Consider the following 13,247-nt stretch of genomic DNA (forward strand, 5'->3'; position numbering starts at 1 on the left):
ATAGCGGGAAATTCAGACCAGAACGGATTGCAGCCGGGTCAGTTCGCTGATCTGTGCCTTCGTTGCCTGATAGCCGATGCTGATCGCCTCGTCGGCGCGGTGGAATTCCGTGAGGCCGATATGGCTAAGCTTCGGCTGCAGCGACATATCCGGCGGATCGCCGGCGAGCCTGGCGCGCGAGATCCTGTCCTGGATGATGTTGAAGGCCTCGACCATGACGCCGGTGATGCCCAGGCGTGTCTGATGTGACTGGGAATTGACCTGCCCGGGGCGAGGCGCGTCGTTCTCGACGAGCAACTCGCCGGCGCTGTGCTTGATGACGGCCGCACGCCCGAACAGGTCGTAATGCAGGTTCACCGCGACGACGAGCGGCTGCTCATAGGCGCGGCAGACCGAAACCGGCACCGGATTGACCAGCGCGCCGTCGACCAGCACGCGGCCGTTGCAGGCCACCGGTTCGAAGACGCCCGGTAGCGCATAGGAGGCGCGCATGGCGGTGACGAGCAAGCCGCTCGACAGCCAGATTTCATGGCCGGTGCGGATTTCGGACGCGACGGCGACGAAGGGTTTCGACAGGTCTTCGAAGCGGGCGCCGTCGAGGTGCTCGCGCAGGCGCTGGTCCAGCTTCATGCCGCCGAACAGGCCGCTGCCGCGCAGGTTGAGATCGAGAAGGCCGAAGATGYGCCTTTTGGTCAGGCTTCTGGCAAACTCTTCCAGTTCGTCGAGCTTGCCGGCAAGATAGCRGCCGCCGACCAGCGCGCCGATCGAGGTGCCGGCGATCATCGACACTTCGATGCCGGCCTCGTCAAGCGCGCGCAGCACGCCGATATGGGCCCAGCCGCGGGCGCATCCGCCGCCGAGTGCCAGCGAGATGCCGGTTTTCGCGCCAGGTTTCGGATCGGGCAGGCCGCCCGACGATGCGGGGCCGTTAGCCTCCTGAACGTCAGGTCTGCTGCGCAATGACGCCCATTCGAGCATCACGATCTCCCATGTCCCATATCCCTTGTACCACAAGGACGTTTGAGAATAATGAATATGAGTGGTTTTTGAATATTGAACGGTTCACAGAGGCTTCCGATACGTTTGGTCCGCATCGAACAGCGGCCTGCTACCGTCGTCGGCAAGCGTCGCCCTGCCGTCACTCAGCCCCACCGTCCGATAAAAGCAGGAACGTCTGCCGGTGTGACAAGTTGCGTCGTGGCCCAACACTTTGACGCTCAACCATATCGCGTCCTGGTCACAATCCGTGCGCATCTCGACGACGCGCTGGAGATTGCCCGAGGTCTCGCCCTTCTTCCAGAGCGCATTGCGCGAACGCGACCAATAATGCGCGATGCCGGTTTCCAGCGTGAGCGCCAGCGCCTCGGCATTCATATGCGCGACCATAAGAAGCATGCCGTCGACGGCATCGGTGACGACGACGGTGACGAGGCCTGCGGCGTCAAAACGCGGAGAAAGGACGGTGCCTTCCTCCAGCGCTTTCTTGTCTGACGGAGCTTTCGGGAATTCAACTGCCGACATCGCCGGTCCCTATATGTTCTGGCCGGCGAGGGCCGGCAAATCAGCCGCCTGCGCGCACCATGGTGACGAAACGGACCTGTTCCTCGGGTGTGTCCTTGAAGACGCCGGTGAAGGTCGAGGTCAACGTGGTCGAGCCCTGCTTGCGGATGCCGCGCATGGCCATGCACATATGCTCGGCCTCGAGCATGACGGCGACGCCGCGCGGATTGAGCACGTCCTGGATGACGCCGGCGATCTGCGCGGTCATTGCTTCCTGCGTCTGCAGGCGATGCGCGAAGATGTCGACGACACGGGCGATCTTCGACAGGCCRACGACCTTGCCGTCCGGCAGATAGCCGACATGCGCCTTGCCGATGATCGGCACCATGTGATGCTCGCAATGCGAATGGAATTTTATGTCCTTGACGATCACGAGGTCGTCATAGCCGGCCACTTCCTCGAAGGTGYGGCCAAGCTCGTCGGCCGGGCACATGTCATAGCCGTTGAACATTTCGCGGAAGGCCTTGGTGACGCGCTTGGGTGTATCGACTAGGCCTTCGCGGTCCGGATTGTCGCCGGTCCAGCGCAACAGCGTGCGCACGGCCGCCTCGACCTCGGCTTCGCTCGGCCGATCGGTGACGGGCTTGTCCAGATATTGGGACGGGGGCATGATTTTCTTGATGACGGCATCCATAAAGGCGTCTCCCGTAGTCCCACTCAAAGGTGGGACGAGTTGAACGGACCACGACCTTTTGGGTGAAAATCGCCCATTTCCATCCCGCAAGCGGCGTGAACAGATGGGCAAGGACACTGGCTTTTCGTCGCCTTGTCGATGCCCGACTGCCACCATTATATATGGTTACAGCGAAGCGAAAGGAAGACGCGGGAGCGGCAAAGCCTGTTCGCTGGGCGGCGACGGATTGGAAAAATATGATCGACGACGTCTACAATGCGAAAATTCTCGGCTTCGCCGGGAACATAGGGCGGATCGGCCGGCTCGACGACGCCGACGCGACCGCCAGGGCGCATTCCAAATTATGYGGCTCGACGGTTACCGTCGACCTCAAGATGGACGGCGATGTGGTGACCGATTTCGCCCATGACGTAAAGGCCTGCGCGCTCGGCCAGGCCTCGTCCTCGATCATGGCCCAGCATGTGGTCGGCGCCAGCGCCGACGAATTGCGCGCCGTGCGTGAAACCATGCTGAAGATGCTCAAGGAGAACGGCGCGCCGCCGGAAGGCCGCTTCGCCGACCTCAAATATCTGGAGCCGGTGCGCGACTACAAGGCGCGCCACGCCTCCACGATGCTGACTTTCGACGCGGTGGTCGACGCGATCGGCCAGATCGAGAAGAAGCGCGCCGGGCAGGCGGCTTGAAATCGGGCTTAGGCCGCTCTCCTGGTCATCGCGAACTCGCTTCGGATCCAGTCGGCGAACGCCCTGGCAGGCTCCGTCAGATCCCCAAGGCTCCTGGCCACCAGCCAGTAGGCGCCGGAAGCGACATCGATGTCGAAGGGCTTGATCAAAGTGCCCGACGCGAGTTCCTCGCCGACCTGCAAGAGATCGCCGAGCGCCACGCCATGGCCCAGGAGTGCCGCCTGTTTCGAAAGCGCGACATCCGCCAGCATCGGGCCACGCGCGGGCACCGCATCGGCAGGCACACCTGCCGCCTGGAACCAGCGCGCCCAACCCTGGCGGTTTTCCTCATGCAGCAACGTGTAATGGCGTAGGTCGACCGGCTTTTCCAGCGGAGGGCCGGCGGCGAGCAGCGTCGGCGACAGCACAGGTGAATCGACGGTCGAGACCAGGCGCTCGGCCTCGCTGCGCGGCCATGAGGTGGCGTGCGCGCTGAAACGCAAGGCGAGCTCGGGCTGATCGCTGCGGAACTCGATCGGCCGGGGATCGACTTCGAGGGACACATCGATGTCGGGCCGCAACTGGCGAAAGCGATTGAGTCGCGGCACCAGCCACACGGCGGCAAGCGATGGCTCGACGCTGACGCGGACAATCGCCTGCGCCGGCGAGGCGGTGAGCTCCGAAAGCACGCGGTCGATGTCGTCGAAGCTTCTGACCAATCGGTCGAGCAGCCGATGTCCCGCATCCGTCAGCTCGACGCGGCGATGGAGGCGCAGAAACAGCGGTCTGCCCAAAAAGGTCTCGAGCTCGCGTATCTGCCGGCTGATCGCGGCCTGTGAGACGTACAGTTCTTCGGCCGCCCGGCTGAAGCTCAAATGCCGGCCGGCCGTCTCGAAGCTTCTGAGCGCTGTCAGCGGCAGCCGGCCACGCTTCATGTCGCATAACCTCAAGTTATCCGACGCGGAAATTATACTCGTTTGAGAGGGAAGGCCAGCGGCGGTCTAATCCGTCTCAAAGGAGACCTGCCATGAACGAGTTCCTGGCCATTTTCAGCGATGTGATACGGATAGCGACCTTCCAATGGCACGGCGAGGCCGTGCGTGGCGGACACCACCATGACTGTCGCGATCTTCCCTCTCACCATCGCCCATGGACCGGCAGCCATCCTGTCCGGCGCTCCAGACCTTGAGGGCAAAGGCATTGCGTTTCAGCGCCGAAGCCCACATCTATCGCGCAGTGAAACAGGCTGCGGAGCGATGGGYGACCATCACGGGCATATGCATGGCGTCCGGTCGGTCCAGCGCGGGCGCAATTGGCCGGGGCCCTGGCGCAAGACGCCCGGGCGCGTGCTCGGCACATCGCTCGTGCGCCTCTATCAGCTGACGCTCTCAGGCTTCGTCGGCAACAGCTGCCGGCATCTGCCGACCTGCTCCGAATACGCGCATGAGGCGATCGCCCGTCACGGCCTGTGGGCCGGTGGCTGGATGGGGCTGTTCCGGGTCCTGCGCTGTGGGCCGTTCGGGACGCATGGCATCGACCGCGTGCCAGAGACGCTTGCGGCGCGCTATGTCTGGTTCATGCCCTGGCGCTACTGGCGGATCGGCAAGAAACGCGGCGACCCCGAAATCTGATTGCTTCGCCGTCACGCGCGGCTCGGATCTTAACGGTCCGGTAGGGTTAACGCGAAGCTGCACAAACACTGCGAATTTGAGACAAAATCGAGACAAGACGCCTCGCTAAGCCGCTCTCGTAATCTCATACCGGAGTGACTTCGCCATGCGCCAGATGGACCGCTATCCCTTCATTTTTGCCATCGTCCTCTTCCTTCTGGCCTGGATGCTGGGCTTGCCGGTGCGGGCGCAATCGGCGCCGCTCAACGAGATCCACTGCACGCTGATCCTGGACGCGCAAAGCGGCGCAACACTTTACCAGGACGGCGTCTGCGACCAGCGCGTCAGCCCGGCCTCGACCTTCAAGGTGCCGCTCGCGCTGATCGGCTACGATGCCGGCATCCTGAGCGACCAGCACACGCCGAGCTGGGACTACAAGCCGGAGTTCAAGGCGGCGAAGCGCGACCAGAAGAGCGTCGATCCGACGATCTGGGAGCGCGATTCCATCGTCTGGTACTCGCGCGAGATCACGCGGCGTCTCGGCGCCGAGAAGTTCRCCAACTACGTGTCGAAATTCGGCTATGGCAACAAGGACGTCTCGGGCGATGCCGGCAAGGACAATGGGCTGACGCAATCCTGGATCAATTCCTCGCTCGAAATATCGCCGGCCGAGCAGACGGCGTTCCTTCGCCAGCTGCTCGCCGGCAAGACGCCGGTGTCGGCGAAGGCGCATGAAATGACCAGGGYGATCCTGCCGACCTTCGCGGCGGGAGACTGGACGGTGCAGGGCAAGACGGGCAGCACCAGGCTTGGCGAGGACGGCAAGCGCTCGCTCGGCTGGTTCGTCGGCTGGGCCGAGAAGGACGGCCGCCRCATCGTCTTTGCAAGGCTGGTCATCGATGCCAAGCGTACCGACAAGCCGAAGGGCCTCGTGACGCGAGCGGCGTTCCTGAAGGACTTGCCGCAGCTGGTGAAATGAGGCGCGCTCGACGCAAAGTCAGGACAAGGCGATCCGATGGGCGGATCGGTCGCGGTTGATCAAACGGCGCGTCAGGCACGCTCGTGCGGTCGCGCTCAGATCAATGTGCGGACGTRGGCTTCGCGGCCRTAGATCGAGACCAATGCGAGAATGACGATCCCCAGCGCGGCCTGCACCGTGGAGGGCGCGAGGCCGAGGCCGATCAGGAAAGTGTTGAGCTCGATCAGGACTGCCGAGCCGGCAACCGTGCCGATCAGGCTGCCGCGCCCGCCGACGAGCGCGGTGCCGCCGATCACCACCGCTGCAATGGTCTGGAACAGGTAAGGTTGGCCGACGTCGCCATAGGCCGAGCCGGTGAAGCCGAGCAGCAGGACGCCCGCGAGCGCGGCGAACAGGGCGCTCAGCGCGTAGCTGACGACGACGATCCGATGCGGGTCGATCAGCGCCAGCGGCGCTGCCGTCGGGTTGCTGCCGAGCGCATAGACCTGCCGGCCGAACGGCGTGCGCGCAAGCATCACATGGACAAAGACTGCCAGCACCGCGAAGCACGGCACGACCCACGGCACGGGCAGCGGGCCGATCGCCCCGCCGATCGACACGAACTCGCTCAGATAGGCTGGAGCCGAGCCGGTGGGCAGCCCGCCCGTCCACATCAGCACGATCCCCTGTACAGCGGTGCCGACGCCAAGCGTCACGATCAACGGATGGATCCTGAGGAAAGAGGACAGCGCGCCGTTGAGGGCTCCGATGGCCATCGACAGCAACGCCACGATGAAACAGACCAGCCAGAACGCCATCCCGTCGCCGTAAAGCGATGCGGCAACGACATTGGCGAAGCCGATGACGAAGGGGATCGACAGGTCTATGCCGCCAAGCAGGACCACCAGCGTCTGGCCGATGGACGCCACGGCTATGAATGTCGCTAGAACGAGYATCGAGCGGATGGCGAACGGCGCGCCGAAACCCTCGATCATCAGTGAGCCGAGGACGAGCAGCACCAAAGCCATGCCTGTGGCGCCAAGGGTGCGGCGGGTGTTGGCGCCGAGGTCGGAAAGGACGTTCATCTCGATCCTCCCGCGATGCGGCCGGTGAGCGCGTTCAGCGACACGGATGCCACCAGGATGACACCGTAGAGGGTGTGCAGCAGGAAGCTCGAGACGTTGAACTAGGTGAGCGTGCTCTGCAGCAGGAAGATCACTGCCGCCCCAAGCGCCGCGGCCGCGAAGCCGCCGCGCCCTCCCGCAAGGCTCACGCCGCCGAGCGCCACGCCGGAGATGGCGACCAGCGTGAAGGTGGGGCCGACATTGGGGTCGGCCGAGCCGAGCAGCGCGCTGAGCAAAAGCCCTCCGGCGCCGGCAAAAAGGCCGCCAAGCGTGTAGGCGAAGACACGCACGCCGGTTACGGGGATGCCGGCGGTGAAGCAGGCACGGTCATCGCTGCCGCACGCCATCAGCCAATCATAGACGGTCAGGCGCTTCGCCAGCAGCCAGACTGCCGCCATGCCGGCGAGCGGGACGATGGAGTAGGGGCCGGCAAGGGCCTTCAGCCAGGCGGGCGCCGCGCCCTCCGGCGCAGGCAGCAGGGTCAGTGTCACGCTGCTGAGCACCAGATAGGTGCCGAGCGTGGCCACGATCGGCTGGATGCGCGGCACCGCGGAGAGCAGCCCGTTGAACAGCCCGACGAGCGCGCCGATCGCAAGGGCGACCGGCACCAGCACCCAGGGTTGGTCGATGCCCATATCTCCCGCCAGCACCTTGACCAGGATGATGTTGATGACCCCATCAACGGGCCGATCGAGACGTCGATGCCGCCGCGCCCGGCCATGATCGCCGGCATGGAGGCGATCGCTGCCGCCATCGTCGGGCCGGCGAGGCCGATGACGGTGCCCCAGGAGCCGGGCAGCATCCAGGCCCGGTTCAGCCACAGGTCGACGATGAGCAGTGCGGCAAGGATGACCAGGGCCGGCGCCGACTCGCGACGGCCGGCCAGGAGCGCCCCGATGCCACGCGATCGCGCAGGCGCGTTGCCGGCAATTGGCGCGGCCGCTGTCATGCGACGCGCCCGAACATTGCCGCGATCACTGTGCTGCTGTTCATATCGGCCCCCGAAAAGGTAGCGACGACGCCCTGCTCGCGGAACACCAGGAGCCGATCGCAGAGGCGGAAGATTTCCTCTAGCTCCGAGGACAACACGACAAGCGTCATGCCCTCCTGTCGCGCGAGATCGCGGAAAGCCTGGTAGAGCGTTTCACGGGTCCGCTGATCGACGCCGCGCGTGGGGTCGTTGAGGAGGAGAATCCTCGGTTCGCGCGCCAGCCAGCGCGCCAGCAGCACCTTTTGCTGGTTGCCGCCGGAGAGAGCCGTGATCGGCTTGTTGCCGCCGGGCGCGACGATCGACAGCCGCTCGCGGTAGCGCTCGAAGCGTTCGCGCCTGGCGCGCGGGCTGATCAATCCGAAGCGACGATCGCGCCCCAGCGTCACCATGCTGAAATTGTCGAGGATCGACAGCGAGGGGAAGATGCCGTTGGCTCTGCGGTCACGGGCAAGATAAGCGATGCCGAGCCGTGTGGCGTGGCGGAAATCGTCGATTTCGACATAGCCGGCGCTGCCACGACGGACGAGGATGCGACCGGCGACCGGCGCGCGCAAGCCGGCAAGCGTTTCGAGGAAGGCGTCCTGGCCATGCCCGTCGAGACCGGCGAGGCCGACGATCTCGCCTGCATGGACGCGTTCGTCCAGCCCGGGCGTGTTGTGAGCAAGCGATACGCCTTCGACACGCAGGGCCGGCTCAGAGGGCATGATCGAGCTCCCTGGCGGTGGCGGGTGCCATCAATTGCAGCAGCCGTTCGGCCGAAACCGACGCGGTTTCGAGCGTATCGACCAGTTGTCCATTGCGCAGCACGGTGACCCGATGGGCAAGACGCATCACCTCGTCCATCCGGTGCGAGATGAACAGCACCAGGCCGCCCGCCCGGGCGTGGCCCTCGATCATCTCGAACACCGCGTTGCGGTCGCCGAGGTCGAGCGCGGCGGTGACCTCGTCGAGCACAAGGATTTTCGGGCGGCGGACCAGAGCCCGCGCCAGCACGACCAATTGGCCCACCGCCAGCGACAGCGACCCGGCGGGCGCATCGAGATCGATCGGCAGGCTGGTGACCCGCGAGAGGGCGGCTGCGGCGATGCCGTGACGCGCCGAGCGGCTGGCGCGCCAGCCGAAAGCCGACCCGGTGCCGAGCACGATGTTGTCGGCCACGGAGCGTTCGGGGGCGAGCAGCACTTCCTGGAAAACCGTCGCCAGGCCGAGTTGCTGGATGCGCGCCGGATTGGAGCCGGTGACCGGCCGGCCAAGCATCCGGATGGTCCCGGAGGAGGGCGCGACGATCCCCGAGAGTAATTTGACCAGCGTGCTCTTGCCRCAGCCATTCTCGCCCAGGATGGYGTGGACCGAACCCGGCTGGAACGCGAGATCGACGTTCGACAGCGCCACGGTCTCGCCATAGCGCTTCGACAGGCCGCACGCTTCCAGCATCGGGGCGCGCTCGCCGGTCATCTCATTGGCCGTCCATGCCGATGYCGTTGCTGCCGGCGCCGCAGATAAGCGTCGCGATCTTGGCGCGCGGCGGCAAGCCCAGCTTGCCCGAGCGCAAGGCAGCAATGCCGGCCGCGCCGCTCAGGTCGGCCGCGATGCCGAATTCGAACCACAGCCAGCGCGCAGCCGCCTGCATGTCCTCGTCGCCGACCAGGATGATCTCGTCGACATGCTCTTGCACGATGCCGAAGATGCGCTCGTCGGTCCGCCCGCAAGCCATGGTGGCGATGCGGGTGGTGACGGCCGGCAGGGTGACCACATGGCCGGCGGCAAGAGAGGCCTGGAGCGTCGGCGAACCGGCGGGCTCTATGCCGACGATCCGGATCGAAGGTTTCAGCGCCTTGAGYGCGACAGAGATGCCGGAGATCAATCCGCCGCCCCCGATAGCGACCAGCACGGTGTCGAGTTCCGGCAGCGCCTCGATGAGCTCGAGCCCGATCGTGCCCTGGCCGGCCACGACCTGGGGATCGGCAAAGGGATGGAAATAGGCTGCGTTGCGTTCCTTGGCGAACGCCAGGGCCGCTCGGTTGGTGGCATCCCAGACGGCGCCCTCGACACGGACCTCGGCGCCCCACGCACGGAGCTTTTCGATCTTCGCCTGCTCGGCCGTCTCAGGCACGAAGACCGTGGCCGTCACACCGGCGATCGTTGCCGCCCGCGCGGTCGCGAGACCGTGATTGCCTCCCGAAGCGGTCACGATGCCGGCGGCGAGCTCTTGCCGGGGCGTGGTCAGCAGGCGGTTGGTGGCTCCTCTGGCCTTGAAGGAGCCGGTCGGCTGCAGCGACTCGAGCTTCATCCAGACTTCGGCATCCGCCAATGGCTGTCGAGTAGCCGTCATCTTCACGACCGGCGTGCTTCGGATGTATGGCGCGATGCGTTCGGCGGCCRCCCGCACATCGTCGAGGCCGATCACGGCAGTTGCCCGCGATAGGGCGTGGCCACGACCATGCAGACGTTGCCGGGCCGGACCTGGCCCGGCTGGCGGCGCACGTAAACGATGCCGTCGGCCCGGTAGTAGAGCGTTACCGGGGCGCGGCCGGGATTGGCAAGAAAATGAATGCGCCCGGCCGGCTCGCCGGCATGCACCTCGACGCCGTTGAGATGCAGCGGTTCGAACACGCCTGTCTCGGTGGCGAGCACGTAGGCATCGGGAGTGATCTCGTAGATGTCGGGTCGCGTTATGGAGGGCGGTCCGTCCTTTCCGGGCGGCAGCACGCCAAAATGCGCCAGCAGGTTGCGCAGGCCGCGCCGGACGACCGCCAGCGCTTCGACGGACACCCCGCCGCCGCCGGCGAGCTCGGTGCCGACCACCGTCAGCCCCGCGCGCACCGCCGTGGCCGTCGAGGTTCGTGGATCGCCGCGGTTGGAGATGACCACGACCATGGGCGCGCCGAACGCCACGACCGCGTCGATGTTGCGCTTGAAATGCGCTGGATCGGCTGCCGGCTCGATGGCGGCGCTCGGCACATTGACCGATGACGACCCGCCGGAGTGGAGGTCGACGAAGACATCGGCCATCGGGAACAGGACATCGCTGATGTAGGCGGCGATCTGGGCRGTGATGGTGCCGCCGTGATCGCCGGGGAACACGCGATTGAGATTGAGGTCGTCGACCGGCGAGGTTCTCCGACCCGCCACGACCGCCGGCAGATTGATCGCCGGCACGATGATCAGCCGGCCCGCGATCGAGGCCGGATCGAGATCGCGGATGAGCTCGCCGAGCGCGATCGGCCCCTCATATTCGTCGCCATGGTTGCCGCCCTGCAGCAGGATGGTCGGCCCCTTGCCGTTCTTGATGACGGTGAGCGGGATCGGCACGACGCCCCAGGCATCCTCGTGAACGGAGAGCGGGAGGTTGACGAAGCCGATCTGCTTTCCATCCTTTTCGAAATCGATATCCGTGCTGGCCGTGCTGACAAGCTTCATGGTGGTTCTGCCAAAAATGTCTGGAAGTGAGGAAGGGCCCTCCGAGGAGGGCCCTTGGGAGGTCTCGACGGGCGTTATTGGGCGCAGGGATCCGGCGTCTTGGCGTAGTCGAATTGCGGCGTCGGCGCGGGCTTCTTGAAGTAGCCGTTCATCAGGTCCTCCGGCATCGGATCCTGCGGCGCGACCGGGAAGACCGAGACGGCGTCGGCCGTCATGCATGAGCGGTACCATGAACCAAGGTCGCCGATCTTGACGTCGGGGACCGGGATTTCCACCAGGCTCACCTTGGGCTCCTGGCCCAGCAGCATCCGCACGCCGACGCGCACGGCCGTCTGYGCGGTCCATGACGGCAACAGCGCGCCGCCCGTGAACTTGAAGTCGGGATGCGCTTTCCAATAGCCGAGGGCATCGCCCGAAATGCTGCCGGTGATGACAGGCGCCGGCCGGCCTGCCTGCGCGAAGGCCTCAGCCACCACACGCGCTTCGCTGYCCGAAGTCCACACCGCTTCGATCGGACCGGGATTGGTGGCAAGCGCCTGCAGCACCACCGTCTTGGTCACCGCCGCGGTCCAGTTGCCGTTGACGTCGCGCACCACCTTCACGTCCGGCGATTCCGCGAACCCCTTATCGGCGCCGACGCGCTGCTCGGCCACCAGCGGACTGCCGGCAATGCCCTCGACCCTCARCACATTGCCCTTGCCGTTGAGCGCCGTGGTAATGTCCTTGGCCATGTCATAGCCGAACTTGATGTAGTTGGAATCGACACTGACCGCGTAAGGGGTGGTGACGAGGCCCACCGAGACCACCGGAATGCCCGCTTTGTAGGCCGCCTCGATGGCGTCGTTCAGCGCGGTCGACGATCCGGCCACGACAGTGATGATGCTGCATTTCTTGTCGATGAAGGCACGGAGCTGGGCGATCTGCTGGCTGGTGTCACCGTTGGAGTCCGAAAGCTCGAAGCTGCTGACGCTGCCGTCGGCCTGGAAAGCGCCGACAAGGCTCTTGAAGTGGTTGGTCAGCGCCACCCGCCAGGGATTCCCCTGATACGATTCGGAGTGGCACCATTTCCATGGCTTGGCCGGCATCGCGAAGCCGTCGAAGGCCGACGGCTGCACATTCTGTTCAGCCCCGACATACAGGCTCTGCAGATTGTCCGGCAGCGTGGCGAGGGCCGCCTTGCCGTCGGCGAGAGCGGTATTGGGAAGTGCCAGCCCGGCGAGCAGCAGAGCTGGAAGAAGTATGCGAACGGCATGCGTATCCATGGTCGTGTTCCCCTGTTGATTTTATATATGATAGTCTATTTTAATAGGTAATAGGAACTTTGCGCGCTTGTCAATCGCCGCCGAGACCAGCAAGTTCCTGCGAACCGGAACGGACGGGACCAGAATCAAAATGGGTGGGCCAAGGAAAAGCGACGTCGCCGCGCGGGCGGAGAAGGCGCCCAAAGAGGGGCAGGCAACCTATCTTGCGCCCGCGCTGGAGAAGGGCCTGGACGTGCTCGAACTGCTTGCCCGGCAATCCGAAGGACTGACCCAGAGCCAGATCGCCCAGCAGCTCAGCCGTTCGTTGCAGGAAGTCTACCGCATGGTCGTCTCGCTGGAGCGCCGGGGCTATATCCGGCGCGGGCCGCAGGATGAGGCCTYCAGGCTGTCGATGAAGCTCTACGACCTTGCGCTTGCTTTTCYGCCGATCGAGATGCTCACCACGGCGGCCAATCCGATCCTGTTGCGGCTCGCGGCCGAAACGCAGCAGTCGATCCTGCTGACGGTGCTGGAGGGGGCGTTCATCCGCACCATCGCCTATGCCGACAGTCCGGCGCCGCTCGGCTTTAGAGTGCGGCTCGGCACATCGAGTCCGGCCGAGCATACCGCCTCGGGCCGGGTGATCCTCGCCTTCCAGCCGCCAGCGACACGCGAGTGGACGTTCGACGCGCTCGCAGCCAACGGTATCGATCGCGCGGAATTGCGGCGGGCGCGGCAGCGCATCGAAGCCATCGCCGCGCAGCACTACGAGCTGATCGCAGGCGAAAACATTGCCGGTATCACCGATGTGAGCTTCCCGATCCTCGACGGCCGCGGGCAGGCCCTGGCCGCGCTGACCATGCCGTTCCTTCAGTCGGTGCGCGGGCGGGTGCCTATCCAGCAGGCAGCCGCTTCGCAATTCAAGGCGGCCTGCGAACTGTCGAGCATCCTGGGCGGCACGCCGCCGGCACCCGAGTTCCCGCTATCGGACCCGTTGACCCGCGCTCCGCATCCCGAATGAGAGCAGCTTTACGGCTCGGCGCATTT

Annotated in this window: 15 protein-coding genes; 4 read left to right on the forward strand and 11 right to left on the reverse strand. The window is 65.3% G+C overall.

The window, feature by feature from the left end; translation table 11 throughout:
* Positions 1–12: 12 nt before the first annotated feature.
* The 3 genes from LCM4576_RS10425 to folE all read right to left on the reverse strand — a co-directional run bounded on the left by LCM4576_RS10425 (position 13) and on the right by folE (position 2,194).
* Positions 13–978, reverse strand: a complete 966-nt coding sequence (locus tag LCM4576_RS10425; protein ID WP_071032021.1) for a patatin family protein — start codon at positions 976–978, stop codon at positions 13–15.
* 84 nt (positions 979–1,062) lie between these two features.
* On the reverse strand, positions 1,063–1,521 hold the full coding sequence (gene hisI, locus LCM4576_RS10430; protein WP_040981571.1) for a phosphoribosyl-AMP cyclohydrolase: 459 nt from the start codon (positions 1,519–1,521) through the stop codon (positions 1,063–1,065).
* Between the two features lie 40 nt (positions 1,522–1,561).
* Positions 1,562–2,194: a GTP cyclohydrolase I FolE gene (gene folE / locus LCM4576_RS10435; RefSeq protein ID WP_071032022.1), complete on the reverse strand. Its 633-nt coding sequence runs from the start codon at positions 2,192–2,194 to the stop codon at positions 1,562–1,564.
* Between the two features lie 236 nt (positions 2,195–2,430).
* Here folE and LCM4576_RS10440 point away from each other — a divergent pair, with 236 nt between their 5' ends.
* Complete coding sequence (locus LCM4576_RS10440) at positions 2,431–2,877, forward strand: iron-sulfur cluster assembly scaffold protein (RefSeq protein ID WP_040981567.1); 447 nt, start codon at positions 2,431–2,433, stop codon at positions 2,875–2,877.
* A gap of 8 nt (positions 2,878–2,885) precedes the next feature.
* Here the strand turns inward: LCM4576_RS10440 and LCM4576_RS10445 are convergent, their stop codons facing one another.
* Positions 2,886–3,791: a LysR substrate-binding domain-containing protein gene (locus LCM4576_RS10445; RefSeq protein WP_041007249.1), complete on the reverse strand. Its 906-nt coding sequence runs from the start codon at positions 3,789–3,791 to the stop codon at positions 2,886–2,888.
* 321 nt (positions 3,792–4,112) lie between these two features.
* Here LCM4576_RS10445 and yidD point away from each other — a divergent pair, with 321 nt between their 5' ends.
* A complete protein-coding gene (gene yidD, locus LCM4576_RS10450; protein ID WP_041007247.1) occupies positions 4,113–4,487 on the forward strand; it encodes a membrane protein insertion efficiency factor YidD in 375 nt (124 codons plus the stop codon).
* Between the two features lie 145 nt (positions 4,488–4,632).
* Positions 4,633–5,445 (forward strand): class D beta-lactamase, encoded by an 813-nt coding sequence (gene blaOXA / locus LCM4576_RS10455; RefSeq protein ID WP_083361365.1) that lies wholly within the window; start codon positions 4,633–4,635, stop codon positions 5,443–5,445.
* 95 nt (positions 5,446–5,540) lie between these two features.
* Here blaOXA and LCM4576_RS10460 read toward each other — a convergent pair whose 3' ends face one another.
* The 7 genes from LCM4576_RS10460 to LCM4576_RS10490 all read right to left on the reverse strand — a co-directional run bounded on the left by LCM4576_RS10460 (position 5,541) and on the right by LCM4576_RS10490 (position 12,221).
* The gene (locus LCM4576_RS10460) at positions 5,541–6,509 is read right to left on the reverse strand and encodes an ABC transporter permease (protein WP_071032023.1); all 969 of its coding nucleotides are present in this window, start codon (positions 6,507–6,509) and stop codon (positions 5,541–5,543) included.
* Between the two features lie 101 nt (positions 6,510–6,610).
* Positions 6,611–7,183: an ABC transporter permease subunit gene (locus LCM4576_RS37125; protein WP_244508290.1), complete on the reverse strand. Its 573-nt coding sequence runs from the start codon at positions 7,181–7,183 to the stop codon at positions 6,611–6,613.
* Between the two features lie 310 nt (positions 7,184–7,493).
* Complete coding sequence (locus tag LCM4576_RS10470; RefSeq protein ID WP_071032024.1) at positions 7,494–8,243, reverse strand: ATP-binding cassette domain-containing protein; 750 nt, start codon at positions 8,241–8,243, stop codon at positions 7,494–7,496.
* Complete coding sequence (locus LCM4576_RS10475; protein WP_244510767.1) at positions 8,233–8,994, reverse strand: ATP-binding cassette domain-containing protein; 762 nt, start codon at positions 8,992–8,994, stop codon at positions 8,233–8,235. The genes LCM4576_RS10470 and LCM4576_RS10475 overlap by 11 nt, the downstream gene beginning before the upstream one ends.
* 1 nt (position 8,995) lies before the next feature.
* Positions 8,996–9,946, reverse strand: a complete 951-nt coding sequence (locus LCM4576_RS10480) for a threonine/serine dehydratase (RefSeq protein ID WP_071032025.1) — start codon at positions 9,944–9,946, stop codon at positions 8,996–8,998.
* Positions 9,943–10,959: a succinylglutamate desuccinylase/aspartoacylase family protein gene (locus tag LCM4576_RS10485; RefSeq protein WP_071032026.1), complete on the reverse strand. Its 1,017-nt coding sequence runs from the start codon at positions 10,957–10,959 to the stop codon at positions 9,943–9,945. Before LCM4576_RS10485 ends, LCM4576_RS10480 begins: the two co-directional genes overlap by 4 nt.
* Before the next feature lie 74 nt (positions 10,960–11,033).
* The gene (locus LCM4576_RS10490; RefSeq protein ID WP_071032027.1) at positions 11,034–12,221 is read right to left on the reverse strand and encodes a substrate-binding domain-containing protein; all 1,188 of its coding nucleotides are present in this window, start codon (positions 12,219–12,221) and stop codon (positions 11,034–11,036) included.
* Positions 12,222–12,351: 130 nt separating this feature from the next.
* Between LCM4576_RS10490 and LCM4576_RS10495 the strand changes: the two genes are divergently transcribed.
* Positions 12,352–13,221 (forward strand): IclR family transcriptional regulator, encoded by an 870-nt coding sequence (locus LCM4576_RS10495; RefSeq protein WP_071032028.1) that lies wholly within the window; start codon positions 12,352–12,354, stop codon positions 13,219–13,221.
* Positions 13,222–13,247: the final 26 nt, after the last annotated feature.

The organism is Mesorhizobium sp. LCM 4576 (assembly GCF_001854815.1).
Classification (GTDB): Bacteria; Pseudomonadota; Alphaproteobacteria; order Rhizobiales; family Rhizobiaceae; genus Mesorhizobium; species Mesorhizobium plurifarium.

Excerpts from the sequence above, each read along its gene's own strand:
- LCM4576_RS10445 (WP_041007249.1), bottom strand. The coding sequence starts at position 3,791 with ATGAAGCGTGGCCGGCTGCCGCTGACAGCGCTCAGAAGCTTCGAGACG.
- LCM4576_RS37125 (WP_244508290.1), bottom strand. The coding sequence starts at position 7,183 with ATGGGCATCGACCAACCCTGGGTGCTGGTGCCGGTCGCCCTTGCGATC.
- hisI (WP_040981571.1), bottom strand. The coding sequence starts at position 1,521 with ATGTCGGCAGTTGAATTCCCGAAAGCTCCGTCAGACAAGAAAGCGCTG.
- LCM4576_RS10470 (WP_071032024.1), bottom strand. The coding sequence starts at position 8,243 with ATGCCCTCTGAGCCGGCCCTGCGTGTCGAAGGCGTATCGCTTGCTCAC.